We start from the raw sequence: 21,211 nt of genomic DNA, 5'->3' as shown, positions 1-21,211 counted from the left end.
CACTAGTCTAGCAGGTGGGGGCCCACGAGCTCCGTGAGCCTCTGCAAGGTCAGGCGGTTCCGCTTCTCAATCTCGGGCCGCCTGGGGATCTCCGGGTAACCCTCCCCGGGGTCGTGGAGGGTGGGGGTGAGGGGCTTTCCGAGCCTTTCCTCCCAGGACCTCCGCCACCCCTCGGGCAGGCGCTCGGGCAGGGGAAGGCCGTGGAAGAGGTGGTAGAGGAGGGCCCAGACCCTGACCGCCGCATCCAGGCTGTACCCGCCCCCCAAGGTGAAGAGGACCCTTCCCCCCGCGTAGGCCTCGGCGTACTCCAGGAGGAGGCGGAAAAGCCCCTCATAGGCCCGGGTGGTGAGGAGGAGGTCCGCCAAGGGGTCCAGATAGTGGGCGTCCGCCCCCGCCTGGACCACGAGGACATCGGGGCGGAAGGCCTTTAGGGCCCAAGGGACCAGGGCCTCAAAGACCTCCAGGTAGCTCCTGTCCTCGGTGAAGGGCTCCAGGGGGAGGTTGAGCTTTTTCCCCAGGCCCTCCCCCCGGCCGATCTCGTGGACGTGCCCGGTCCCCGGGAAGAGGTAGCGGCCCGACTCGTGGAGGCTTAGGGTGAGGACCTCCCTCTCCTCGTAGTGGAGCCACTGCACCCCGTCCCCGTGGTGGACGTCTATGTCCAGGTAGGCCACGCGAAGCCCAGACCGGGTGAGGTGGCGGATGGCCACGGAGAGGTCGTTGTAGACGCAAAACCCCGAGGCGCGGTCGTACTGGGCGTGGTGCAGGCCGCCGCCAAGCTGCAAGACCCGCCTCTCCCCGGAGAGGATCCGCCTCGCCCCCTCCAGGGTCCCCCCCACCAGGAGGCGGGCCGCCCGGTCCATGCCGGGGAAGACCGGGGTGTCCCCCGTGCCCAGGCCGTAGTGCTCCAGGTCCGGCCCCCCTTCCCCCCGGCTTGCCGCCTCCACCCGCCTCACCAGGCGCTCGGAGTGGACCGTGAGGACCTCCTCCCTCGAGGCCTCGGGGGGGGAGAGGGGCTTCCGCCACACCCCGAGGGCCTCCAGGAGGGAGGTGAGCATCTCCAGGCGCACGGGGCTGAAGGGGTGGTTGGGACCGAAGTTGTATAGGCGGTACTCGTCCCGGTAGATCACCATGGCTTCTTGGGGGGCCAGAGGACGTCAAACCCCACCCGGCGCAAGGCCTCGGCCAAAAGGTGGGTCTCCAGGGTGTTCACCCGCACCACCGCCCGGACGAAGGCCTCGTCCTCGGGATAGGAGAGGAGGGAGTGGATGTTCACCCCCCGCTCCGCCAAGAAGCCCGTGAGGCGGGAAAGCTCCCCCACCCGGTCGGGGAGGCGGACCTCGAGGCGGCCCGAGGGCTCCGTGACCCCGGTGAGCCTAAGGAGGGCGTCCAAAAGGTCAATCCCCGTGACGATGCCCACGAGGGCGCCGTCCTCCAACACCGGCAGGCACCCGATCTTCCGCTCCCGCATCACCCGGGCCGCCTCCTCCACGGGGTCTAGGGGGTGGGCGGTGATCACCTCCCGGGTCATCACCTCCCCCACCTGGGCGCACCCGGGGCAGGGGCCTTTGGGGTTGAGGTGGCTCGTGGCCAGGCGGATGTCCCGGTCGGTGAGGATGCCCACCACCTTCCCTTCCGCCACCACGGGCAGGTGGCGGATGCCCTTTTCCAGGAGGAGCCGGTAGGCGTCCTCCAGGGCCACCTCCGGCCCCACGGTGAGGACGGGGCTCTTCATCACGTCCTTGACCAGCATGGGGCCAGTATACGGCGAAGGGGCCCCGGAAGCCGGGGCCCATCTAGGGTGGGATGGCCTGACCGGGGTCCCCAGGCTGGCCCGGGCCAGCCTGGGGTGGTGTTAGAGGATGTCGTCCCGGATGCAGGCCTTGTAGTGGCCCGGGGCCACCTCCTTAAGCTCCGGCACCACCTGGGCGCACTCCGGCAGAGCATAGCGGCACCGCGTGCGGAAAACACACCCAGAGGGCGGGTTGATGGGCGAAGGAATGTCCCCCTCCAGCACAATCCGCTCCCGCTTCACCGTGGGGTCCGGTATGGGCACCGCCGAAAGCAGCGCCTCCGTGTAGGGGTGCTTGGGGTTCCGGTAAAGCTCCCGGGCAGGAGCCAGCTCCATCACCTTCCCCAGGTACATCACCGCCACCCGGTCGGAAATGTACTCCACCACCGCCAGGTCGTGGGCAATGAAAAGCAGGGTGAGCCCAAGCTCCTCCTTCAGGTCCTGGAGAAGGTTCACCACCTGCGCCTGGATGGAAACGTCCAGGGCCGAAACCGGCTCGTCCGCCACAATAAAGTCCGGCGCCACCGCCAGAGCCCGGGCAATCCCAATGCGCTGCCTCTGGCCCCCAGAAAACTCGTGGGGGTAGCGCCGCATGTGGTCCGGAGAAAGCCCCACCAGCTTGAGAAGCTCCGCCACCCTCTCCGTCCGCTCCTGGGGTGTCCTCCCTATCCCGTGGATCACAAGCGGCTCGGCGATAATGTCCCCCACGGTCATGCGCGGGTTCAGGGAGCTAAAGGGGTCCTGAAATATAATCTGCATCCGCCGCCGAAAAGGCCTCAGAGCGTTCCGGGAAATCCCCGTGATCTCCTGCCCGTCAAAGAAAATCCGGCCCCCCGTGGGCTCAATGAGCCGGAGAAGGGTCCGGCCCACCGTGGTCTTCCCGCTCCCGGACTCCCCCACCAGCCCCAGAACCTCCCCCCTATGGATGGCAAAGGAAACCCCGTCCACCGCCTTGACGCTGGCCACCACCCGGGAAAGCACACCCCCGCGGATGGGAAAGTGCTTCCTCAGGTCCCTGACCTCCAGGAGGATGGAGTTCCCCTTCATGCCCTAACCTCCCGGATCTCCCGCCAGCGCACGCACCGCACCCGCCGCCCCTCCCCCGTATCCTCCAAAGGCGGCACCTCCCGGTCGCAAAGCCCCTCCACGTAGTGCTTGCACCGCGGGTGAAAGGCGCATCCAGAAGGAAGATAAAGCGGGTTCGGCACGTTCCCAGGTATGGCCTCCAACCGCTCCCTCCGCTCCGCCGCCACGTCCAGCCGCGGCACCGAGTGCAAAAGCCCGCGGGTATAGGGGTGCAGGGGCTCCTTAAAAAGCGGCACCACCTCCGCCTCCTCCACCGCTCGCCCCGCGTACATCACCACCACCCGGTCCGCCATCTCCGCCACCACCCCAAGGTTATGGGTGATGAAGAGAATGCTCATCCCAATCTCCTCCTGGAGCCTCTTCATCAGCTCCAAAATCTGCGCCTGGATGGTCACGTCCAAGGCCGTGGTGGGCTCGTCGGCAATGAGAAGCGAGGGATTGCAGGAAAGCGCCATGGCGATCATCACCCTCTGGCGCATGCCCCCAGACATCTGGTGCGGGTAGTTGCCAAGCCGCTTCTTGGGCTCCGGAATCCCCACCAGGTCCAGCATGTGCGCCGCCAGCTCCATGGCCTCCCTCCGGCTCTTCCCCTGGTGGAGCATGATGGCCTCCGCAATCTGGTCCCCCACCGTGTACACCGGGTTCAAGGAGGTCATGGGCTCCTGGAAAATCATGGCGATGTCGTTCCCCCGGATCCCACGCATCTCCGCCTCAGAAAGCCGGGTTAGGTCCCGCACCTGCCCGTCCTTCCCACGAAAAAGCACCTCCCCACCCACAATCCGCCCAGGAGGCGTGGGAATCAAACGCATAATGGCCAGCGCAGTCACGCTCTTCCCAGAACCCGACTCCCCCACCACCGCCAGCGTCTCCCCTCTGTCCACGTGAAAGGAAACCCCGTCCACCGCCTTCACCACCCCGTCGTCGGTGAAGAAGTGGACCTTGAGGTCTCTCACCTCCAGCAAGCGCTTTTCGTCCATGTGCACTCCTCCGGGCACTGCCCCAAAGACACCTCACCCGTTATACGCCATACCCGGTCAAAAGAGAAGGGCCTAGGTCTTTCGCCTGGGGTCCAAGGCGTCCCTCAGGCCATCGCCCAGGAAGTTCCAGGAAAGCACCGAGAGGAAGATGAAAAACCCCGGCCAGAGCACCCAAGGACGGTCGGTGAAGGAGGCGAAACCCCCCTGCTGGGCCGCCTGCAGGAGAAGCCCCCAGCTGGTGTAGGGCTCCGTCACCCCCAGGCCCAGGAAGGAAAGGCCGCTTTCCCCCAGGATGAAGCCCGGGATGGTAAGGGAGAGGCTCACGATCACGTAGCTGGCCGTGGCGGGGAGGACGTGCCGGGCGATGATGCGCCCGTCCGAGGCCCCCAGGGCCCTGGCCGCCTGCACGTAGTCCATCTCCCTCACGGAAAGCACGATCCCCCGCACCACCCGGGCCAGCCCTCCCCAGCCAATGAAGCCCAAAAGCCCCACCACCAGGTAGAAGGTGAGGAGGGGGTCAATGTTGGTGGGGAAGACCGCCCGCAAGGAGATGAGGAGGAAAAGGGAGGGGATGGCGGCGATGATCTCCACCGTGCGCATGATGAGGTCGTCGGGGTCCAGGCGGATGGGGTCCCGAAACACGCGGTAAAGGATAAGCCCCGCCGCCCCCACCCCGAGGAGCAGCACCGCCCCGTCCACCAGATAGGAAAAAGCCTCCCTTCCTGGGCTCAGCCGAACGAAGGCCAGGGACAGGTAAAGGGCCGTGCCCGCTACCCCAAGCCAGAGGAGGAGGGCCAGGGGCCCCAGGAGAAGGCCCGGGCCCCTCCACAGGGCCGGGGGCAGGGAAAGGGCGAAGGGGCGGCCGGAGAAATACCCGGCGATCCCTCCCAACAAAAGCCCCAGGGCGAAGGAGACCAGGGCCGAGAGGATGCCGATGGTCAAGGACACCTGGCCGCCGTAGACAATGCGGCTAAAGAGGTCACGGCCGAAGTTGTCGGTGCCCATCAGGAAGATCTTCCCTGGGGGGTCCACCCCAAAGAGGCGGAGGTCGGCGCGGAAGACCTTGAAAAGGGTGTAGGGTTGGTCCGGGGTGCGCACGAAGAAACGGATGTAGAACTTGCCCTGGCTTGGGTCTTCCTCGTAGCGGGGCTGCAAGGAAACCGGGTCAATGCTCCGCTTGGTGGCGTAGACGAAGGGACGGGTGAGCCTTCCCGTCTCCGGGTCCACGAGGTGGATACGGGTGGGCGGGTGGTGGCCCTTGGGGGGGTAAAGCTCGTAGTGGTTGGGATCGTAGGGGCTGAAGAAGCCGGCAAAGGCCGCCATCAGGTAAAGCACCAAGAGGATGCGCCCGCCCCATACCGCCAGGCGGTGCTTGCGGAAGCGGTGCAAGACGGGGTTGGTACGCATAACGGTTCCCATAACCCCCTACTCGTAGCGGATCCTGGGGTCCACCCAGGCCAGAAGCAGGTCGGAGATCAGGTTGCCCACCATGAGGAGGACGAGGCTCACGGTGAGGAAACCGGCGATGACGTAAAGGTCCTGGTTGGCGATGGCGTCCAGGAAAAAGGGCGTGATACCCGGCCAGGCCATGACCACCTCCACGAACCCCGCCCCGGAGATCAGGCCGGGAAGAAGCCCTCCTAAGGTGGCCACGAAGGGGATCACGGCGTTGCGGAAGGCATGCTTGTAAAGCACCACCCTTTGGGAAAGCCCCTTGGCCCGGGCGGTGCGGATGTAGTCCTGGGAAAGCACCTCCAGCATCTGCCCCCGCATGAGGCGGGAAAGCCCGGCGATGTCGTTGGCCGTGGCCACGAGGACGGGAACCACAGCGTGCCAGGCGATGTCCAAGACCTGCCTAAGCCTGGGCATCTGCTCAAAGCCCGTGGAGGTCATGCCGGAGACCGGGAAGACCAGGGTGCCCGTCCGGAACTTGATCTGGAGGAGGATGTAGATGGCGATGAGGGCCAGGAAGAAACTGGGCACGGAAAGGCCCACGTAGGCCAGGAAGGAAAGAACCCGGTCCCCCAGGGAGTACTGGCGCACCGCCCCGTAGACCCCGATGGGGATGGCCACCAGGTAGAGGAGGACCGTGGAGGGGATGACGATGACCATGGAGTTCACCACCCGGGGCCAGATGACCTCGAGGACCGGCGCCTGAAAGGCGAAGGAATAGCCCAGGTTGAGGTGGAAGAGGTTGTTCATCCAAAGAAGGTACTGCTCGTAGATGGGCCGGTCCAGGCCGAACTGGGCGCGCAGGCGGGCGATGGTCTCCGGGGTCACCTTGGGGTCCAGCTCCAGCTGGGTCAGGTAGTCCCCGGGGGCCAGCTGGATGATGAGGAAGGCCAGGAAGGTGGCCCCGAAAAAGGTGGGGATCAGGTAGAGGATGCGCCTGAGGATGTATGCGGTCATGGCTTTCCAAAGAGGCCCCGGGGCCTTGGGCCCCGGGGACCCCCAGCACCCGGCTACTTCTTGATGAAGGTGAGTTCCACTTCCCGCTGGCCCCAGATGGCGCTGATGATGGCGTCGGGGTGTTCGCCGCCCAGGCGGTTGTTCCAAGCGGGGTGGTAGTTGGGCCCGGCGATGTAGATGACGGGGAGGAGGCTTGCCTCAATCTCCTGCATGCGGTAGCCGATCTCCACCCGCTTCTTGAAGTCCAGCTCCGTGCGGCCACGGGAGTAGAGGGCGTCCAGTTGGGTCTCCCGGGGGTCCAGGCACTGGCCGGACTTGTTCCACATGTGCAGGTTCCCCTTGCAGGGCACCACGTTGGAGCCGAAGGGCCAGTCCAGGCCGCCCCCGGAGAGTCCGATGATGATGGCGTCAAAGGGCCGGTCGGGACCGGAGGAAAGGAGCTGCCCCACCAGGGTGTTGAAGTCGATGGCCTGGAAGTTGACCTTCACCCCCACCTTCTTGGCCTCGTCCACGATGAGCTTGGCCATCTGCTCCCGCTGGGCGTTGCCGGCGTTGGTGGCCAGGTTGAACTCAAGCCGCTGGCCCTTGGCGTTCACCAGGTAGCCTTCCTTGTCCTTCCGGGTGAAGCCGAGCTCGGAAAGGAGCTTCGCCGCCTGCTTGGGATCGTACTCGTACTTGGGCACCTTGGGGTTGATCCACTGGGTGAGCACGGGGTAGACGCTGGAGTACATGGGGGTGCCCAGGCCGCCGTAGACGATGTCAATCACCGCCTGGCGGTTGACGAGGTGGCTCATGGCCCGGCGGAACTTGTCCGAGCGGAAGAGGCTCTGCTTGAAGGGGTCCGAGGCCTTGTTCCAGTTGAAGACCATGAACTGGCTAGAGGCCACGGGGGAGGCGTTCACCTTGAGGGTGGCGTCCAGGCGGCCCTGCTGGATGGCCTGGCGGATCTGGGAGATGTGGTCCACGGTGGAAGGAGCCATGAGGTTGATGTTCCCCGCCAGGAACTCCGCCAGTTGGGCGTTGGTGTCCTTGACGATCTTGATCTCGTACCGGTCCAGGTAGGGAAGGGGGTTCCCCGCCTCGTCCTTGTTCCACTCCCCGAAGGCGGGGTTGCGCTTCAGGACCAGGCGCTCCCCGGGGCGGTAGCTCTCGATGAGCCAGGGCCCGCCGGAGACGATGTTCTCCGGCTTCTCGTTCAGGGTCCACATCTTCTTGATGCCTTCGGCCCCCTCCTTCTGGTAGACGGGGCCGAAGACGTGGGCGGGCCAAGGCTCAAAGCTGGCCACGGTGAAGGCCTCGGCGTCCGTCTTGGGGTAGACGAAGCGGAGGGTGTAGTCGTCTATCTTCTTCAGGGTAATGGGCTTGCCGTCAATGAAGAAGGAGTCGTAGCTGTTGGAGCCCACCGCCTTGTCGGTGTGGATGCGCCAGGTGGTGATCCAGTCGTCGGCGGTGATGGGCCGGCCGTCCGACCACTTCATCCCTTTGCGGATCTTGAAGGTGATCTCCAGCTTGTTGGGGCTTACGGTAAAGGACTCCGCCATGTAGGGGATCCAGTCCCCGGTGGTGGGGTCCCGGGTCACCAGGCCCCGCGCCCCCGAGATGAGGTCCGGCACGTTGCCCGCCTCGGCGGTGAGGAAGGGGTTGAAGGTGCGGTAGTCCGAGATCACCGCCGCCCTAAGCGTCCCTCCCCGCTTCACCTCGGAGGGCTTGGCCACCGTCCACTTCTGCGGCCAGACGAAGGTCTGGGCGCTGGCCGCTCCCAACAGGGCCGCAAGACCGAAAACCACCAGGGCTTTTCTCATAGACGTTCCTCCTCTTAAGAGGTCCTACGCGGGTAAGGGTACCCGCTTCCTCAGGACCTTGTCAAGGAGTTGACCCCAGGAAGCGCCCGTGGGAAAATCCCTGGCATAAGGAGGCGACATGAAAGCCGTGGTGATGGAAGCCAGAGGCGGCCCCGAGGTCCTCAAGCTGGCCGAGGTGTCCACCCCGGAACCCGGCCCCAAGGAGGTGCGCATCCGGGTCAAGGCCGCGGCCCTAAACCACCTGGACGTGTGGGTGCGCAAAGGCGTGGCGAGCCCCAGGCTTCCCCTGCCCCACATCCTGGGGGCGGACGCCAGCGGGGTGGTGGAGGCCGTGGGCCCGGGGGTCACCGCCTTCGCCCCGGGGGACGAGGTGGTGGTGAACCCCGGGCTTTCCTGCGGGCGCTGCCAGCGGTGCCTGGCCGGCGAGGACAACCTCTGCCCCCACTACGAGATCCTGGGGGAGCACCGCTTTGGCGCCTACGCCGAGTACCTGGTGGTCCCCGAGGTCAACCTCCTGCCCAAGCCCAAGAACCTCTCCTTTGAGGAGGCCGCCGCCATCCCCCTCACCTTCCTCACCGCCTGGCAGATGGTGGTGGATAAGCTAGGGGTACGGCCGGGGGACGATGTCTTGGTGATGGCCGCGGGAAGCGGGGTCAGCGTGGCCGCCATCCAGATCGCCAAGCTCTTCGGGGGGCGGGTCATCGCCACCGCAGGCTCCGAGGAGAAGTTAAGGAAGGCCCGGGAGCTGGGGGCGGACGAGGTGGTGAACTACACCCACCCCGACTGGCCCAAGGAGGTACGCCGCCTTACCGGGGGCAAGGGAGCCGACAAGGTGGTGGACCACACCGGGGCCCTGTACTTTGAAGGGGTCATCCGGGCCACCGCCAACGGGGGCCGGATCGCCATCGCCGGGGCCTCCTCGGGGTACGAGGGCACCCTGCCCTTCGCCCACGTCTTCTTCCGCCAGCTCTCCATCCTGGGCTCCACCATGGCCTCCAAAAGCCGCCTCTTCCCCATCCTGCGCCTGGTGGAGGACGGGCGGCTTAAGCCCGTGGTGGGCCGGATCCTCCCCCTGGAGGAGGCCGCCGAGGGCCACCGCCTCCTGGAGGAGAGGCGGGTCTTCGGCAAGGTGGTCCTCCGGGTGGGGTGAAGCCGGCCATCCCGGGCCGTGAGGTTTGTCCCTTTAAGAGGACCCCGTTCCCTTCGGCCAAGAAGGAGCCTTTAGAATGCGGGAAGAGGTAGGGCCATGGAGCACACGGACGTGATCATCATCGGCGCCGGGCCCGCGGGGCTTTTCGCGGGGTTCTACGTGGGCATGCGGGGACTTTCCTTCCGCTTCCTGGATCCCTTGCCCGAGCCCGGGGGGCAGTTATCGGCCCTCTACCCGGAAAAGTACATCTATGACGTGGCGGGCTTTCCCAAGGTTTACGCCAAGGACCTGGTGAAGGGCCTGGTGGAGCAGGTAGCCCCCTTCAACCCCCTCTACAACCTGGGGGAGCGGGCGGAAACCCTCTCCAAGGAAGGGGACCTCTTCCGGGTGACCACCTCCTTGGGGAACACCTTCACCGCCAAGGCGGTGATCATCGCCGCTGGGGTGGGGGCCTTTGAACCCCGGCGCCTGGGGGCCCCGGGGGAGAGGGAGCTCGAGGGGAAGGGCGTCTACTACGCCGTGAGAAGCAAGGCGGAGTTCCAGGGAAAGCGGGTCCTCATCGTGGGCGGGGGGGATAGCGCCGTGGACTGGGCCTTAAACCTCCTGGGCACCGCCCAGGAGATTACTCTCATCCACCGCAGGCCCCAGTTCCGGGCCCACGAGGCCAGCGTCAAGGAGCTCATGAAGGCCCATGAGGAGGAGCGCCTCCGCGTCCTCACCCCTTACGAGGTCCGGCGCATAGAGGGGGAGGCCTGGGTGAGGAAGGCGGTGATCTTCCAGAACCAGACCCAGGAGGAGGTGGAGCTGGAGGTGGACGCCGTGCTGATCCTTGCCGGCTACCTCACCAAGCTCGGCCCCTTGGCCAACTGGGGGTTGGAGCTGGAGAAGAACAAGATCAAGGTGGACACCACCATGGCCACCAGCCTCCCTGGGGTTTACGCCTGCGGGGACATCGTCACCTACCCTGGGAAGCTCCCCCTCATCGTCTTGGGCTTCGGGGAAGCGGCCATCGCCGCCAACCACGCCGCCGCCTACGCCAACCCCGCCCTGAAGGTAAACCCCGGCCACTCCTCGGAGAAGAGCGAGGAGAAGGCCCCCGCCTAAGGGAAAGGCCTGCCCCGGAGGGAGGCGGCCTTTCCTCTCCCTCCCTGGCGAAAAGGCAGAGGGTTCCTTAAGATGGGGGCATATGCGGGTTGCCCTTTTCATTGATGGGTCCTTCATGTACCAGGCGGCCAAGCGCCTGGGCTGGAACGTGGACCACCGGCGGGTGATCACCCAGTTCGCCACCCCCGAGCAGCTTTACAACGCCTTCTACTACGTGCCCATCACCGACCCCGAGGACGAACGCCAGCAACGCTTCATCGACGCCCTGGTCTTCATGGGCTACACGGTGCGGAGCCGCCTGGTGCGGGGAGAGGCCCGCTTTGAGGCCATGATGGCCACGGACCTCCTCACCACCGCCCCCCGTTGGGACCGGGCCATCGTGGCCAGCGGCTCCGGGGACCTGGTGCACACCTTCCAAGCCCTAAGGGCCCTGGGCAAGGAACTCTACCTCCTGGGGCTCCATGAGCTCGCCGACCTGGAGCTTCGCAACCAGGCCGACCGTTTCCTGAACCTCCCGGAGTGGCGGGAGGTGCTGGAAAGGACCATGGGGGGGCGGCGCACCTACGCCGGGTATCCCCTCGAGGCCACGGTGGAGATGCCCCCTGCCCCGGCCGAGGAGCCGGACACCTAGGCGCCCCCGCGGGCTCTCAGGAGAGAGGCAAGAGGCGCTTCCTCCATGCCCCTAGGCCCCTGGCCCGCCTTCCTCTTTCTTCTCCTCCTCGTCTTTGCCCCACCCCAAGCCCCTGCCCCGCCCCCCTCCCCCAGCCTCCGGGACCTCCTCCCCTACCCCCCCGAGGAGCGGGAAGTATGGGTGGCCCTGCACCTAAGCCATAAGGCTAGCCTTCACCTCCTCCTAGGGGAGGAGGCCGCCCGGGCCTACGACCGCCTCCTACGCCTGGAGCTTCGGAACCAGCTTTCCGGCAAGCGCTCGGCCTTCGCCCGTCCGGAAGACGCCCTGAAGGCCGCCCACCGCTGGATTCTGGCCATAGGCCAGGCGGTGCGGGGGCGCCCCGTCCACCTGGAGGGCCTGCCCACCGCCCCCCACCACGTGCTGCCCCACGCCCGGGAAATCCGGGCCGCCGCTTCCGCCCTGCGCCTTCCCTACGGGGTGCTGGCGGCCATCGTGGACAACGAGCAGTACGGAGGGGATAAGGCCTTGGGCCTCTCCCGGGGGGTGCGGGAGGTGGCGGACACCCTGGCCGAAGGGCTGGCCGATACCCAAGGGCAGGCCCCCCTAAGCCGCACCCTGGGCCTGGCCCAGATGAGCTGGGAGGACGCCCTCAAGCAGAAGGCCCGCCTTCTCCGCTTCGGCGCCTGGGACCCCTTAAGGCCCTTTCCCCACACGGAGGCCGAAGCCCGGGAGGCCCTCAAGGACCCCTACCTCAACCTCCTCTTCACCGCAAGCCGCCTGCGCGGCTACTTCAACGCCCTCCTCTCCCTCCCCCCGGAGGACACCCGCCCCCTGGAAGACCCCTGGCTGTACTACCTGGGCCCCGCCTGGCACAACTACCCCCTCAGGGCCCAGAACCTGGAAACCTGGGAGGACAGCTTCCACGGCTTCTTCAAGGGCCTCCTCTACCAAGTGGTCCTGGAAGGGCGCTGGACCCTCCAGGACCACCGCCTCCTTCCCCTTAGGGCCTGGGGCCCAGGGCTCCCCGAGCCCCGCCCCTCCCCCACTCCCGGGCTTACTCCCTAAGGCCGCTCCATCCAGGGGAGGGGCTCCCCCGGGGGCAGGACCGGCCAACGCCCCTCCCGCACGTGGCGGAAGATGGCCTGAAGGGCCCTTTCCGCCTCCTCCACCCAGGTCTTCGGGTAAAGGGCCCGCTTGGCCCAAAACTCCTCCCGGTCAAAGACCTGGCAGGTGTGGTCGGCGCGGCACCGCACGTCCAGCTCCAGGTCGTACTGGCGAAAGCCCTCCCCCGTCCACTCCGCCGGGGTCTGCACGTTCCAGTAGTACTCCAAGACCCGCCCTTCCCGCACATCGGGCCCCCCGGAGTACCAGGCCCCGGGGAAGAAGGCCACGTAGGCGTCGTGGTCCAGGACCACGGCCTTCCCCTTGGCCACATGGTGAAAGACCCCACCCTGGGGGAGAAGGGTGAGGACCCCTTCGGGCCGCACCTCCACCACCTGGGCCTCCCAAAAGTAGTGGAGCCGATCCCCGGGGAACTTGTAGAACTCCACCCGTACCCGCTCCCCGGGGGCCACGGGGAAGCTCACCGCTTGGTGCTAATCCCGAGAAGCCGGTAAAGGGCGCAGAAGCCGGTGATGGCGGTGAAAAGCAAGACCACCGCCACGATGCCCAGGATCCAGTTCCAGGGGGAAGCGGACTGGAAGGCGAAGTAGAAGAGGACCAGGGCCAGGACAAAGCGGATCACCCGATCGGGGGTGCTTTCGTTCACCGTCATGGTTCACCTCCTAACCGATAGTATACCCGCAAGCCCCTGTGCTACAATGAGCCTTCGGCGTGGGCCGTTAGCTCAATCGGTGAGAGCGGCCGGCTCATAACCGGTTGGTTGCAGGTTCAAGTCCTGCACGGCCCACCAGAGGCCCCCTTGCCGGGGGCTTTGCCTTTCCGCACACTTAGGGCATGGAGCCTTTGGAAGCCTTCGGGCTTCTGGACCTGAGGGTGGGCCGGGTGCTCCGGGCCGAGCCCCACGAGAAGGCCCGGAAGCCCAGCTACAAGCTCTGGATAGACCTGGGCCCCCTGGGGGTGAGGAGGAGCTCGGCCCAGATCACCGAGCTCTACCGCCCGGAGGACCTCGAGGGCCGCCTGGTGGTCTGCGCCGTGAACCTGGGAACCCGGGTCATCGGGGGGTTTCCCTCGGAGGTGCTGGTCCTGGGGGTGGCGGACGAGGCGGGGCGGGTGGTCCTCCTCGCCCCCGACCGGGAGGTGCCCCTGGGGGGGAAGGTCTTCTAATACCACCCCATGCTGGCCCAAGCCAGCATGGGGGCCCCTAGGCAGGCTTCCCCGAGCCGGTAGGGCAAAGGGCCCCGAAAAGACCCTTCCTGGGCCTTTAGGTAGGGGCTTACAGGCCGCAGAACCAAGGCGCGGGCACTCAACGGGTGCGGGTCACCTTGGCGAGGTGCCGGGGCCGGTCCGGGTCCAGGCCCCGGGCCCGGGCCAGGGCCTCGGCCAAGGGATAAAGGCCCTGGGCCAGGAGGAGGGGGGTAAGCTCCGGGGGCAGGGCCACCGGGAGGCGCAAGGGGGTGTGGGCCAGGGCCAGGGCCTCGGGCTCGGGGGAAAGGACCAAAAGATGGGCCCCCTTGGCCTTTAGGCCCTCCAAGGTGGCCAGGACCCCCTCCAGGGCCTCGTCTCGCTGGACCAAGGCCAGCACGGGAAAGCCCGGCTCCAAGAGGGCCTGCGGCCCGTGGAGGAACTCGGCGGCGGAAAAGCCCTCGGCGTGGAGGCCCGCCACCTCCTTGAGCTTGAGGGCGGCCTCGAGGGCCACCGGATACGCAAAGCCCCGCCCCAGGGTGAAGAGGTTCTCCGCCTCCTCCAAATACTCCAAGCTCCCCTCCACCGCCAAGGCCTTCGCCAAGGCCTCCGGCAGGGCGGGAAGGGCCTCCTTTAGGCGGGGTTCCTCCAGGAGGTGGGCGAGAAGCTGGGCCGTGGCCGCCAGCATGGCGAGAAGGCTCTTGGTGGCTGCCACCGCCCGCTCCTCCCCGGCGTGGAGGGGGAGGACCACCTCCGCCGCCTGGGCCAAGGGGCTTTCCGTCCGGTTCACCAAGGCCACGGTGAGGACCCCAAGCCCCCGGTAGGCCCGCACCGCCTCCACCACGTCGGGGCTTTCCCCGCTTTGGCTGAAGGCCAGAAGCAGGGCCGGGTGGGGGACCCTTGGCCTCGCCCCGTAGAGGGTGAGGACGGAGGGGGCCAGGGAGAGGACGGGCCAGAGGAGGCGGGCCTCGAGGAGGTACTTGGCGAAGAGAGCGGCGTGGTCCGAGCTTCCCCGGGCGGCGGTGAGGACCAAGGCGGGGGCCTTCCGCCGGAGAAACCGGGCGAGGCTTCGCACCTCGGGCTCGTTCTCCCGAAGGAGGCGCTCCACCACCATGGGGGCCTCCTCAGCTTCCCGCAAGGTCCAGGAGGGCATGACTCCATGATAAAAGTGCGCCCTTCCCCCAAACCAAGGAGGGGAAGCCCTTGGGGGGGTTTTCCGGGGTCCCCACGCCGAAGCAAGCCGGCACGGGGCGGTATCCCCGCCTGCGCCTAGGCCCTACTCCCTTCCCCGGAGGAGTGGTATACTTCCACGGATGGACCGCATCCTCATCCGGGGCGCGAGGGAGCACAACCTCAAGAACATCAGCCTGGAGCTCCCCCGGGGCAAGTTCATCGTCATCACCGGGGTCTCGGGCTCGGGGAAGAGCACCCTGGCCTTTGACACCCTCTACGCCGAGGGGCAAAGGCGCTACGTGGAAAGCCTCTCCAGCTACGCCCGGCAGTTTCTGGGGGTGATGGACAAGCCCGAGGTGGAGAGCATTGAAGGGCTTTCCCCCGCCATCTCCATTGACCAGAAGACCACGAGCCACAACCCCCGCTCCACCGTGGGCACGGTCACGGAGATCCACGACTACCTCCGCCTCCTCTTCGCCCGCGTGGGCCAGGCCTACTGCCCCGAGTGCGGCCGCCCCATTGAGAAGCAGTCGGCGAGCGAGATCACCGACCGCCTCCTCAAGCGCCCCCCCGGCACCCGGGCCATCCTCATGGCCCCCCTGGTGCGGGGGAGGAAGGGGGAGTACAAGAAGCTCTTCCAGCAGCTCATCAAGGAGGGCTACGCCAGGGTGCGGGTGGACGGGGTCATCTACCTCCTGGAGGAGGCCCAGGGCCTGAACCTGGAGAAGTACGAGAAGCACGACATAGACCTGGTGATTGACCGGGTGGTCCTTAGAGAGGAGGAGCGCCCCCGCATCGCCGAGGCGGTGGAGCTCGCCCTCCTCCGGGGGGAAGGCCTTTTGCGGGTCCTCTTCCCGGACACCGGGGAGGAGGAGCTTTTCTCCGAGAAGTTCGCCTGCCCGGAGCACGGTTCGGTCCTGGAGGAGCTGGAGCCCCGCATCTTCTCCTTCAACGCCCCCTACGGGGCCTGCCCCGCCTGCTCGGGCCTGGGCTACAAGCAGGAGTTTGACCCCGCCCTGGTGATCAACCCCGAGCTCTCCCTGGCCGAGGGGGCCATCCTCCCCTGGTCCCGGGGGCGGGACACGGGGCGGAGCTACCTGTGGGACCGGCTGAGGGCCTTGGCCGAGCACCTGGGCTTTGACCTCAAGACCCCCTTCAAGGAGCTTCCCGAAACCGCCCAAAAGGCCGTGCTCTACGGGCTTCCGGAGCCCTTTGAGGTGGTCTTCCGCCGGGGGGGCAAGGAGACCTTCCGGGTGGAGGTCCACTACGAAGGGGTCATCCCCTGGCTGGAAAAGCGCTACCAGGAGGCGGACTCCGAGGGGGTAAGGGAGGCCCTGGAGGGGTTCATGTCCCTGAAGCCCTGCCCGGTGTGCGGGGGGACCCGCTACAAGAAGGAGGTGCTCTCGGTGCGGGTGGCGGGCAAGAACATCGCCGAGGTCTCGGCCCTTCCTGTGCGGGAGGCCCTGGACTTCTTCCAGAACCTGGAGGAAAGGCTTCCCCCCTTCCAAGCCCAGATCGCAAGGCCCATCCTGCGGGAGATCGTGGAACGCCTGGGGTTCCTGGTGGGGGTGGGGCTGGACTACCTCACCCTGGACCGGGCGGCCAACACCCTCTCCGGGGGCGAGGCGCAGCGGATCCGCCTGGCCACCCAGGTGGGCTCGGGCCTCACCGGGGTGCTCTACGTCCTGGACGAGCCCAGCATCGGCCTCCACCCCCGGGACAACCAGCGCCTCATCGCCACCCTGAAGCGGCTCCAGGCCCTCGGGAATACCCTCATCGTGGTGGAGCACGACGAGGAGACCATGCGGGCCGCGGACTGGATCGTGGACATGGGCCCGGGGGCGGGGATCCACGGGGGGGAGGTGGTGGCGGAGGGTCCCCTCGAGGCCATCCTGCAAAACCCCCGGAGCCTCACCGCCGCCTACCTACGGGGCGACAAGAAAATCCCCGTGCCCAAGGAGCGCCGCAAGGGCAACGGCAAGTGGCTCGTGCTCAAGGGGGCCCGGGAGCACAACCTGAAAAACGTCACCTTGAGGATCCCCTTGGGCCGCTTCGTGGCCATCACCGGCCCCTCGGGAAGCGGCAAGAGCACCCTCATCCACGACGTCCTCTACGCCGCCTTGGCCCAAAGGCTCATGCGGGCCAAGGCCACCCCGGGGGCCCACGAGAGCCTGGAAGGGGTGGAGCACCTGGACAAGGTCATTGAGATTGACCAGTCCCCCATCGGCCGCACCCCCCGCTCCAACCCCGCCACCTACACCGGCATCTTTGACGAGATCCGCGACCTCTTCGCCAAGACCCCCGAGGCCAGGAAGCGGGGCTACGGCCCAGGCCGCTTCTCCTTCAACGTCAAGGGGGGGCGGTGCGAGGCCTGCGGCGGGGACGGCACGGTGAAGATTGAGATGCTCTTCCTCCCCGACCTCTACGTGCCCTGCGAGGTGTGCAAGGGCAAGCGGTACAACAAGGAAACCCTGGAGGTAAAGCTCAGGGGCAAGAGCATCGCCGACGTCCTGGACATGACCGCCGAGGAAGCCCTGGATTTCTTCCAGAACGTCCCCACCATCGCCCGCAAGCTCCAGCTCATGGTGGACGTGGGCCTGGGCTACATGCGCCTGGGCCAGCCCTCCCCCACCCTCTCGGGGGGCGAGGCGCAGCGGATCAAGCTGGCCACGGAGCTCGGCCGCAAGTCCACGGGCCGCACCCTCTACATCCTGGACGAGCCCACCACCGGCCTCCACTTTGACGACGTGGCCAAGCTCCTCTCCGTGCTCCACCGCCTGGTGGAGGCGGGGAACACCGTGGTGGTCATTGAGCACAACCTGGACGTGGTGAAGACCGCGGACTGGGTGATAGACCTGGGGCCCGAGGGGGGAGACCGGGGCGGGGAGATCGTGGCCGAGGGGACCCCGGAGGAAGTGGCCCTTTCGGGAAGCCCCACGGGAGCCTTCCTTGCCAAGATCCCCGAGATCGCCGAGAGGCTAAGGGTGGCGGCGGACTGATACCACCCCATGCTGGCTTGGGCCAGCATGGGGGCCCTTAGGCAGGCTTTAGGTCCTGGCCCCCTTGGGGCTCCGGGCGAGGATCCCCTCCAAGGCCAGGGCAAGGGACTTCTCCAGCTCCTCGGAAAGGCTTCGGTGGGGGGTGTAGGCGGCCCAGCGCAGGGCGGCGAGGAAGTAGAGGTCGGCCAGGGTGCGGCCCATGCGCTCCAGGGAAAGGTCCTGGCGCACCGCTCCCTTCTCCCGCAAGGGCCTGAGGACCTCGGCGATGAGGTCCCCCAGGGGAAGGGCTTCAAAGGCGGCCCTGGCCCGGACGGGGTCGGGGTTTAAGAGCTCGTAAAGGAGGGGAAGGAGGAGGTCTTTTTCCTCCTCGGTGGCCTTGGCCACCTCCTGGAGAAGGAAGCGGAGGATGGCCAGGGGGTCCATCCCCTGGGCCAGCCGCCTCTTGACCTCCTCCTTGAGGCGGGAAAGGAGCAGGCTCCCGTACTCCAGAAGGACCGCCTCCTTGTAGGGGTAGTAGTTGAAGAAGGTCCCCCGGGAAACGTGGGCGGCCTTGGCGATGTCCGTGGCCGTGGTGGCCTGGAAGCCGCGCTGGCGGAAAAGGTTCATAGCCGCCTGGAAGATCCGGTCGCGACGGCGCTTTTTCTGGTACTCCCTGACGCCCATGGGGTAAGTGTACTTCCGTACAAACTCAAAGCTCAATCGCTTTGCCGACCCAGTCCGAGAGGGCCGGAAGCAGGGCAAGGCCGCCCTGGGTGGCGTAGACCTTCCCCTCCCGGTGGAAGCCCCCAGGCACCACTCGGTGGCCCCGGACCCGAAGGGCCTCCGCCACCTCCCCCGGGGCCGCCACCTCCTTGGGAAGCCTTCCCGCCTCGGCCAGGAAAAGGTGGGCGTTGTAGCCCAAAAAGACGGCCTCGAGGCCCTCCCAAACCTCTTCCAAAAAGGCGAGCCAGGTGGGGTCCTGGGCCGGCCGCTCAGGCCTCCTGGCCCCCGGGATGAGGAGGGCCCTGGGGGGCGGGGCCGCGGGAAAGGCGTAGGTGGGGGTCCACACCGAGCCCGCCAGGCCCTCCGTGCCCTTCCGTCCCTTGGCCACGGTGTAGGCGGGGATCTCCAGGCGCCGGGCGGCCTCCAGGGCCAAAGCCGCCTCCAGCTCGGAAAAGCTTGGCAGGAGCAGGACCGCAAGCACCTTCGCCCATTATGGCAGAAGGCGGTAAAGGAGCTCCGCCGCCTCCCCCCGGGTCAGGACCTCCTCTCCCGGCCAGTCCTTCTCTCCCAAGGCCTGGAGGAGGGTGTTGAGAACCGCCCGCTGGAGGGGTCTTTGCAGGTCATCCCGGTAAAGCTCCCGGGCCTTCAGCACCACCCGCAGGCGGTCCTCCGGGCCCTTAGCCCGGTGGTAATGCTCCAGGTTCGCCAGGAAGTCCCCCAGCAGCATGGGCTCGGAAAGCCCCAAGCGCCCCTTCAGGTAGTAAGGAGCGGCGAACAGGCCCCGCCTGAGGAGGCTCACGGCTTGGCCGAAGCCCCTGGCCCCGGCCTCCACCTGCCCCTTCTCCGGGGAGGAAAGCCGGGCCCCCCGCTCCAGGAGGCGCTTACGCAAGGCCCCAAGGCCCGTTGGGCTCTTGGCGAGCTGGTGGAAGTCGGACCAAGGCGTCTTCTCCAGCCCCGCTTGGGGGGCTTTGCGCAGGAGGGCCGCCGCCACCCCTGCCGCCTCCCCCAGGGCCATCTGCAGGGGCACCACCCGGGCAGAGAAGGCGGCCACGCTGTCAAACCCGGCCGCCTGGGAGACCACCAGGAGGTTCACGAGCTCCCGGGGGACCAGGGCGCGGAAAGGTACCCCGTAAGGGGCCGGGGTCCCCAGAAGGTAGGGGGTCTCCCCGGGGAAATACGCCTGGCCGTCCAAGGGATACCCTCCCAGGGCCACAGCGTCGGGGAAGTCCTTGCCCAGGAGAACCTCCTCGGCCCGCAGGCGGTAGAGGGCCTTAAGGTGGCGGCTTTCCCGGATGTAGAGGCTTGGGGCCACCCCGGCGAGCCGGGCGGTGCCGAAGACCAAGGGGTCCCGTTCCCGGAGGAAGGCCACCACCCGGTCGGCCTCCAGGGCCGCCTCGGCCCGCACCCGCTCCAGGGCCAGGGGGTCCGTCCCGTCCACCCCGAAGACCAAAAGGGCGTTCACCAGGAGGCTCCCGTCGTCCTGGCGGGCCAGGTTCAGGCCGCGAAGGACATAGCGGCCCGGGTCCGAGGGGGCGTACCCCCGCACCAGCTGGCCGAAGCCCCAGCCGCTCCGGCCCCAGGCCCCGGCCCCCGTGCGCCGCACCTGGCCCTCGTAGTTCAGCGCCAGAAAGACCGCCCCCCAGGGCACCCCTTCCAGGCGGAACACCAGGGTGGCCGCCATGCTCCGCCCGTCCAGCCCCGTGTCCTCCCGGCCCAGGGTGAAGGAGGCCCCGGCGCGGAAAGCCAGCTCTGCGGTGTCGGTGGCGTCCACGAAGTAGAGGGCCTGGTAGGTCCCCCGGGGGGTGGCGAGGCCGAGGAGCCTTGGGCCTTCCCGCTCCAGGCGGTCTATGGGCTCCTCGAGGCGCACCTCCACCCTAGCCTCGCGGAGCATGGCCCCTAAAGCCCCTTCCGCCGCCTCCACGTCAAAGGAGGCCTCCTGGCCGATAGAGCGGTAAAACGCCCGGAAAAGCCCCCCCTGCAGAAGCCCCTCCCGGTCCTTGGCCAGGTCCAGGGTGGCGAGCCACCCTTGGGTGAGCACCCCTCCCACGCCCCGCCCGGGCTCCAGGAGGAGGACCCTAAGCCCCTCCTGGGCCCCGGCCACGGCGGCCGTAACCCCTTGGGGCGTGGCCCCGTAGACCAGGAGGTCGTACTGGGCCAAGGCCAGGCCCAAACCCAGGGACAACGCCAAGGCGCGCATGTTTTCCAGAACGGGGGGCCTTAGGGCAGGCGCTCCTTGGCCTCTTGGTACTCCGCCACCAGCCGGGCCACCACCTCCTTGGCGGAGGGGATCTCCCGGAGGAAGGCCACCCCGTGCCCGGCGGAGTAGACCTCCTTCCAGGCCTTGCCCCCGCCCTGGCGGAAGCGCTCCAGGGACTCCTTAAGGAAGTTGGCGGGCACCCCGGTGACCTCCGGGGTGTACTCCACGTCCTCCGGAGAGGCCCGGAGGAGGGCCTCCTTGTACTCCAAAGGCGCCTCCGACTCCAGGGTGGCGATGAAGCGGGTGCCGATGTAGGCCCCATCCCCCAGGGCCAAGGCGGCCAGAAGCTGCCTTCCCGTGGCGATACCCCCGGCGATGAGCACGGGCACCCCAAGCTCCTCCCGAAGCCAGGGCCCCAAGACGAAGGGGCTCACCCTCCCCGCGTGCCCCCCGGCCCCGCAGGCCACCGCCACCAGGGCGTCCGCCCCGGCCTCCACCGCCTTCTTCCCGTGCCTCAGGCCCACCACGTCGCACCAGACCACCCCCCCGTAGGCCTTGACCCGCTCCACCACCGGGGTGGGGTCCCCCAGGGAGGTGACCACCAGGGGGACCTTGCGCTCGGCCACGGCCTTTAGGTCCTCCTCGAGGCGGGGGTTGTCCTTCAGGATGAGGTTAACCCCAAAGGGCACCCCCTGGGGAAAGCCCTCCAGAAACTCCCGGAAAGCCTGGTGGGTGCGGAAGTTGAGGCTGGGGATAACCCCAATCCCCCCCGCCTCGGCCACCGCCTGGAGAAGCCTGGCCCCGGAAACCAGGAACATGGGCGCGGCCACGATGGGGTAACGGATCCCCAGCATCCTAGTGATGGCGGTCTCCATGGGGGAGATTTTA

General features: G+C 67.5%; 20 protein-coding genes and 1 tRNA gene. 7 read left to right on the top strand and 14 right to left on the bottom strand.

Going from position 1 to position 21,211, the window contains the following annotated elements:
* Positions 1 to 2 precede the first annotated feature (2 nt).
* From ACZ5RK_RS05220 to ACZ5RK_RS05190, 7 genes are all read right to left on the bottom strand, one after another.
* Positions 3 to 1,130: an acetoin utilization protein AcuC gene (locus tag ACZ5RK_RS05220; protein WP_464909930.1), complete on the bottom strand. Its 1,128-nt coding sequence runs from the start codon at positions 1,128 to 1,130 to the stop codon at positions 3 to 5.
* Positions 1,124 to 1,750, bottom strand: coding sequence for an acetoin utilization AcuB family protein (locus ACZ5RK_RS05215; protein ID WP_054647291.1), 627 nt, complete (start codon positions 1,748 to 1,750; stop codon positions 1,124 to 1,126). Before ACZ5RK_RS05215 ends, ACZ5RK_RS05220 begins: the two co-directional genes overlap by 7 nt.
* A gap of 102 nt (positions 1,751 to 1,852) precedes the next feature.
* On the bottom strand, positions 1,853 to 2,836 hold the full coding sequence (locus ACZ5RK_RS05210) for an ABC transporter ATP-binding protein (protein ID WP_464909929.1): 984 nt from the start codon (positions 2,834 to 2,836) through the stop codon (positions 1,853 to 1,855).
* Positions 2,833 to 3,852: an ABC transporter ATP-binding protein gene (locus ACZ5RK_RS05205; protein WP_054647293.1), complete on the bottom strand. Its 1,020-nt coding sequence runs from the start codon at positions 3,850 to 3,852 to the stop codon at positions 2,833 to 2,835. The genes ACZ5RK_RS05210 and ACZ5RK_RS05205 overlap by 4 nt, the downstream gene beginning before the upstream one ends.
* A 72-nt stretch (positions 3,853 to 3,924) precedes the next feature.
* A complete protein-coding gene (locus tag ACZ5RK_RS05200) occupies positions 3,925 to 5,271 on the bottom strand; it encodes an ABC transporter permease (protein ID WP_464909928.1) in 1,347 nt (448 codons plus the stop codon).
* A 6-nt stretch (positions 5,272 to 5,277) separates the two neighbouring features.
* Complete coding sequence (locus ACZ5RK_RS05195; protein ID WP_054647292.1) at positions 5,278 to 6,261, bottom strand: ABC transporter permease; 984 nt, start codon at positions 6,259 to 6,261, stop codon at positions 5,278 to 5,280.
* 53 nt (positions 6,262 to 6,314) lie between these two features.
* Positions 6,315 to 8,063 (bottom strand): ABC transporter substrate-binding protein, encoded by a 1,749-nt coding sequence (locus tag ACZ5RK_RS05190; protein WP_464909927.1) that lies wholly within the window; start codon positions 8,061 to 8,063, stop codon positions 6,315 to 6,317.
* A 118-nt stretch (positions 8,064 to 8,181) separates the two neighbouring features.
* Between ACZ5RK_RS05190 and ACZ5RK_RS05185 the strand changes: the two genes are divergently transcribed.
* The 4 genes from ACZ5RK_RS05185 to ACZ5RK_RS05170 all read left to right on the top strand — a co-directional run bounded on the left by ACZ5RK_RS05185 (position 8,182) and on the right by ACZ5RK_RS05170 (position 12,013).
* Positions 8,182 to 9,213, top strand: coding sequence for a zinc-binding dehydrogenase (locus ACZ5RK_RS05185; protein WP_464909926.1), 1,032 nt, complete (start codon positions 8,182 to 8,184; stop codon positions 9,211 to 9,213).
* 96 nt (positions 9,214 to 9,309) lie between these two features.
* Positions 9,310 to 10,317, top strand: coding sequence for an NAD(P)/FAD-dependent oxidoreductase (locus tag ACZ5RK_RS05180; RefSeq protein WP_464909925.1), 1,008 nt, complete (start codon positions 9,310 to 9,312; stop codon positions 10,315 to 10,317).
* A gap of 82 nt (positions 10,318 to 10,399) precedes the next feature.
* Positions 10,400 to 10,948 (top strand): LabA-like NYN domain-containing protein, encoded by a 549-nt coding sequence (locus ACZ5RK_RS05175; RefSeq protein WP_054647706.1) that lies wholly within the window; start codon positions 10,400 to 10,402, stop codon positions 10,946 to 10,948.
* Positions 10,949 to 10,993: 45 nt separating this feature from the next.
* Positions 10,994 to 12,013 (top strand): hypothetical protein, encoded by a 1,020-nt coding sequence (locus tag ACZ5RK_RS05170; RefSeq protein WP_464909924.1) that lies wholly within the window; start codon positions 10,994 to 10,996, stop codon positions 12,011 to 12,013.
* On the opposite strand, the gene ACZ5RK_RS05165 is transcribed toward ACZ5RK_RS05170, so the two are convergent.
* Together ACZ5RK_RS05165 and ACZ5RK_RS05160 are read right to left on the bottom strand one after the other, a co-directional pair.
* Positions 12,010 to 12,534: a DUF402 domain-containing protein gene (locus ACZ5RK_RS05165; protein WP_054647772.1), complete on the bottom strand. Its 525-nt coding sequence runs from the start codon at positions 12,532 to 12,534 to the stop codon at positions 12,010 to 12,012. The genes ACZ5RK_RS05170 and ACZ5RK_RS05165 overlap by 4 nt on opposite strands.
* Entirely contained in the window at positions 12,531 to 12,722 is a 192-nt protein-coding gene (locus tag ACZ5RK_RS05160) for a YgaP family membrane protein (RefSeq protein ID WP_054647773.1), read from the bottom strand. The genes ACZ5RK_RS05165 and ACZ5RK_RS05160 overlap by 4 nt, the downstream gene beginning before the upstream one ends.
* Positions 12,723 to 12,783: 61 nt before the next feature.
* On the opposite strand from ACZ5RK_RS05160, the gene ACZ5RK_RS05155 reads away from it, so the two are divergent.
* Positions 12,784 to 12,860, top strand: a tRNA-Ile gene (locus ACZ5RK_RS05155).
* Positions 12,861 to 12,904: 44 nt separating this feature from the next.
* Positions 12,905 to 13,234 (top strand): tRNA-binding protein, encoded by a 330-nt coding sequence (locus ACZ5RK_RS05150; RefSeq protein WP_054647774.1) that lies wholly within the window; start codon positions 12,905 to 12,907, stop codon positions 13,232 to 13,234.
* A gap of 139 nt (positions 13,235 to 13,373) precedes the next feature.
* On the opposite strand, the gene ACZ5RK_RS05145 is transcribed toward ACZ5RK_RS05150, so the two are convergent.
* Positions 13,374 to 14,405 carry an SIS domain-containing protein gene (locus tag ACZ5RK_RS05145; protein WP_464909923.1) on the bottom strand — a complete coding sequence of 344 codons (1,032 nt, stop codon included), beginning with the start codon at positions 14,403 to 14,405 and terminating at the stop codon, positions 13,374 to 13,376.
* A gap of 160 nt (positions 14,406 to 14,565) precedes the next feature.
* Here ACZ5RK_RS05145 and uvrA point away from each other — a divergent pair, with 160 nt between their 5' ends.
* Positions 14,566 to 17,424 carry an excinuclease ABC subunit UvrA gene (gene uvrA, locus ACZ5RK_RS05140; RefSeq protein WP_464909922.1) on the top strand — a complete coding sequence of 953 codons (2,859 nt, stop codon included), beginning with the start codon at positions 14,566 to 14,568 and terminating at the stop codon, positions 17,422 to 17,424.
* A 48-nt stretch (positions 17,425 to 17,472) separates the two neighbouring features.
* On the opposite strand, the gene ACZ5RK_RS05135 is transcribed toward uvrA, so the two are convergent.
* Genes ACZ5RK_RS05135 through ACZ5RK_RS05120 form a run of 4 tightly spaced genes read right to left on the bottom strand, consistent with a single transcriptional unit; the run spans position 17,473 to position 21,198 of the window.
* Entirely contained in the window at positions 17,473 to 18,087 is a 615-nt protein-coding gene (locus tag ACZ5RK_RS05135) for a TetR/AcrR family transcriptional regulator (RefSeq protein ID WP_054647373.1), read from the bottom strand.
* 25 nt (positions 18,088 to 18,112) lie between these two features.
* Positions 18,113 to 18,607, bottom strand: a complete 495-nt coding sequence (locus ACZ5RK_RS05130) for a hypothetical protein (RefSeq protein ID WP_054647372.1) — start codon at positions 18,605 to 18,607, stop codon at positions 18,113 to 18,115.
* 9 nt (positions 18,608 to 18,616) lie between these two features.
* Entirely contained in the window at positions 18,617 to 20,323 is a 1,707-nt protein-coding gene (locus ACZ5RK_RS05125; protein WP_464909921.1) for an FAD-dependent oxidoreductase, read from the bottom strand.
* Positions 20,324 to 20,343: 20 nt separating this feature from the next.
* A complete protein-coding gene (locus tag ACZ5RK_RS05120; RefSeq protein WP_464909920.1) occupies positions 20,344 to 21,198 on the bottom strand; it encodes an NAD(P)H-dependent flavin oxidoreductase in 855 nt (284 codons plus the stop codon).
* Between the last annotated feature and the right edge of the window lie 13 nt (positions 21,199 to 21,211).

It is taken from the genome of Thermus kawarayensis JCM 12314 (assembly GCF_055393575.1).
Note: the sequence above shows the minus strand (reverse complement) of the source record. Positions and strands in the feature narration are given on the sequence as shown.

Excerpts from the sequence above, each read along its gene's own strand:
- ACZ5RK_RS05200 (WP_464909928.1), bottom strand. The coding sequence starts at position 5,271 with ATGGGAACCGTTATGCGTACCAACCCCGTCTTGCACCGCTTCCGCAAG.
- ACZ5RK_RS05205 (WP_054647293.1), bottom strand. The coding sequence starts at position 3,852 with ATGGACGAAAAGCGCTTGCTGGAGGTGAGAGACCTCAAGGTCCACTTC.
- ACZ5RK_RS05160 (WP_054647773.1), bottom strand. The coding sequence starts at position 12,722 with ATGACGGTGAACGAAAGCACCCCCGATCGGGTGATCCGCTTTGTCCTG.
- ACZ5RK_RS05150 (WP_054647774.1), top strand. The coding sequence starts at position 12,905 with ATGGAGCCTTTGGAAGCCTTCGGGCTTCTGGACCTGAGGGTGGGCCGG.
- ACZ5RK_RS05135 (WP_054647373.1), bottom strand. The coding sequence starts at position 18,087 with ATGGGCGTCAGGGAGTACCAGAAAAAGCGCCGTCGCGACCGGATCTTC.
- ACZ5RK_RS05185 (WP_464909926.1), top strand. The coding sequence starts at position 8,182 with ATGAAAGCCGTGGTGATGGAAGCCAGAGGCGGCCCCGAGGTCCTCAAG.
- ACZ5RK_RS05215 (WP_054647291.1), bottom strand. The coding sequence starts at position 1,750 with ATGCTGGTCAAGGACGTGATGAAGAGCCCCGTCCTCACCGTGGGGCCG.
- ACZ5RK_RS05170 (WP_464909924.1), top strand. The coding sequence starts at position 10,994 with ATGCCCCTAGGCCCCTGGCCCGCCTTCCTCTTTCTTCTCCTCCTCGTC.
- ACZ5RK_RS05220 (WP_464909930.1), bottom strand. The coding sequence starts at position 1,130 with ATGGTGATCTACCGGGACGAGTACCGCCTATACAACTTCGGTCCCAAC.
- ACZ5RK_RS05145 (WP_464909923.1), bottom strand. The coding sequence starts at position 14,405 with ATGCCCTCCTGGACCTTGCGGGAAGCTGAGGAGGCCCCCATGGTGGTG.
- ACZ5RK_RS05180 (WP_464909925.1), top strand. The coding sequence starts at position 9,310 with ATGGAGCACACGGACGTGATCATCATCGGCGCCGGGCCCGCGGGGCTT.
- ACZ5RK_RS05210 (WP_464909929.1), bottom strand. The coding sequence starts at position 2,836 with ATGAAGGGGAACTCCATCCTCCTGGAGGTCAGGGACCTGAGGAAGCAC.
- ACZ5RK_RS05175 (WP_054647706.1), top strand. The coding sequence starts at position 10,400 with ATGCGGGTTGCCCTTTTCATTGATGGGTCCTTCATGTACCAGGCGGCC.
- ACZ5RK_RS05125 (WP_464909921.1), bottom strand. The coding sequence starts at position 20,323 with ATGCGCGCCTTGGCGTTGTCCCTGGGTTTGGGCCTGGCCTTGGCCCAG.
- ACZ5RK_RS05195 (WP_054647292.1), bottom strand. The coding sequence starts at position 6,261 with ATGACCGCATACATCCTCAGGCGCATCCTCTACCTGATCCCCACCTTT.
- ACZ5RK_RS05190 (WP_464909927.1), bottom strand. The coding sequence starts at position 8,063 with ATGAGAAAAGCCCTGGTGGTTTTCGGTCTTGCGGCCCTGTTGGGAGCG.
- ACZ5RK_RS05120 (WP_464909920.1), bottom strand. The coding sequence starts at position 21,198 with ATGGAGACCGCCATCACTAGGATGCTGGGGATCCGTTACCCCATCGTG.
- uvrA (WP_464909922.1), top strand. The coding sequence starts at position 14,566 with ATGGACCGCATCCTCATCCGGGGCGCGAGGGAGCACAACCTCAAGAAC.